Below are 1,521 nucleotides of genomic sequence, written 5' to 3'. Positions count from 1 at the left end.
GCCCCGCGTGCTCGTCATCACCCACGATCTCGACCCCACCGCCGACTACGTCCTGCGTGAGCTCAACGCCCGAGGCGTTCCGTTCTGGCGCACCGATGTGGCGGACTTCCCGCAGCGCATCACCATGCGTGCCGAGCTGCGGCCCGACGGCGCGTGGGGCGGCGCCGTCGTCGGGCCCCTGCGAGGGATCGACCTGTCCGAGCTCACCTCCGTGTGGTGGCGCAAGCCCACCACGTTCCGATTTCCCGGCAGCATGTCCGGCCCGGAACAGCGGTTCGCCGCAGGGCAGGCGAAGCGCGGGTTCGTCGGCGTCCTCGGCTCCCTGCCGCAGGTGCTGTGGGTCAACCGTCCCGAGCGCAACGCCGACTGTACGAAGCCCGCACAGCTCACCGCCGCCGCGGAGTCCGGCCTGCAGGTCCCGGCCACCCTGGTGACCAACGACCCCGGCGCGGTGCGGGACTTCGCGGACCGGTGCCGGGGCCGGATCGTCACGAAGGTGCTCGGCGGGATCGTCCACACCGAGAACGGGCAGCGCGGGCAGATCTACACCACCCGCGTTCCCGCTGACCGGTGGGACGACCCGCGGGTGGCCCTCACCGCGCACCTGTACCAGCAGGAGATCACCGACAAGGCTTACGAAGTCCGCGTGACCTGCGTGGCCGGCCGACTGTTCCCCGTCAGGATCGACGCTCCGGACGGTCCCGGACGGCTCGACTGGCGCACCGACTCCAAGCGCCTCGCATACTCCCTGATCTGCCTCCCCGTGCCCATCCGGACGGGCATCCTGGACATGCTGTGGCGCCTCGGACTCGTCTATGCCGCCGTCGACCTGATCGTGGACCAGGTCGGAACGCACTGGCTGGTCGACGTGAATCCGGGTGGGCAGTGGGCGTGGATCGACTGCACCCGCGATGCCATCACCACCGCCTTGGCCGACCTGCTCCAGAAGGGCACCTTGTGACCACCACCGCCGAGCCGACTGCCGACGCCCTGCGTGCCGCACTGGTCGACGCGCTCACCGCCGACGGCTCCTTGGCCGACCCCGCGTGGCAGCGCGCGTTCCGCGACGTCCCCCGCCACTTGTTCGTGCCGTACTTCTACCGGCAGGGCCCCGACGGCCGGCAGCAGCGGATTGCCGGCGACGACCCTGACCACGCCGCCGGGTGGCTGCGGGCCGTCTACGCGAACCGGCCCCTCGTCACCCACCTGATCGGCGGGAACGCCGCGTCGTCGTCCACACAGCCGTCGCTGATGGCCGCGATGCTGCAGGCGCTCGGCGACGATGTCGACGGCCCGGTGAAGGAGATCGGTACCGGCACCGGCTACAACGCCGCACTGCTCGCCCACCGCTACGGCTCCGATCGGGTCGTGACCGTCGACGTCGACCCGGACGTGACGGCCGAGGCCCGACGCCGGCTCGACTCGACGCCCTATCGGCCGACCGTGGTCACCGCCGAAGGGGCCACCCTCACTGCTGTCTCTTATACACATCTCCTTTCGCCCTGATGAACCATCACATCC

2 protein-coding genes are annotated in these 1,521 nt (G+C 70.6%); both read left to right on the top strand.

Features of this window, described 5'->3' with window-relative positions; translation table 11 throughout:
- The coding region (locus ACFU7Z_RS39400) for an MvdC/MvdD family ATP grasp protein (protein ID WP_380782980.1) at positions 1-961 on the top strand (961 nt) is incomplete at its 5' end.
- Positions 958-1,506, top strand: a complete 549-nt coding sequence (locus ACFU7Z_RS39395) for a methyltransferase domain-containing protein (RefSeq protein WP_380782978.1) — start codon at positions 958-960, stop codon at positions 1,504-1,506. The genes ACFU7Z_RS39400 and ACFU7Z_RS39395, both read left to right, overlap by 4 nt.
- Positions 1,507-1,521: the final 15 nt, after the last annotated feature.

This window comes from Kitasatospora sp. NPDC057518 (assembly GCF_042802075.1).
In the GTDB taxonomy this organism is placed as follows: Bacteria; Actinomycetota; Actinomycetes; order Streptomycetales; family Streptomycetaceae; genus Kitasatospora.
Note: the sequence above shows the minus strand (reverse complement) of the source record. Positions and strands in the feature narration are given on the sequence as shown.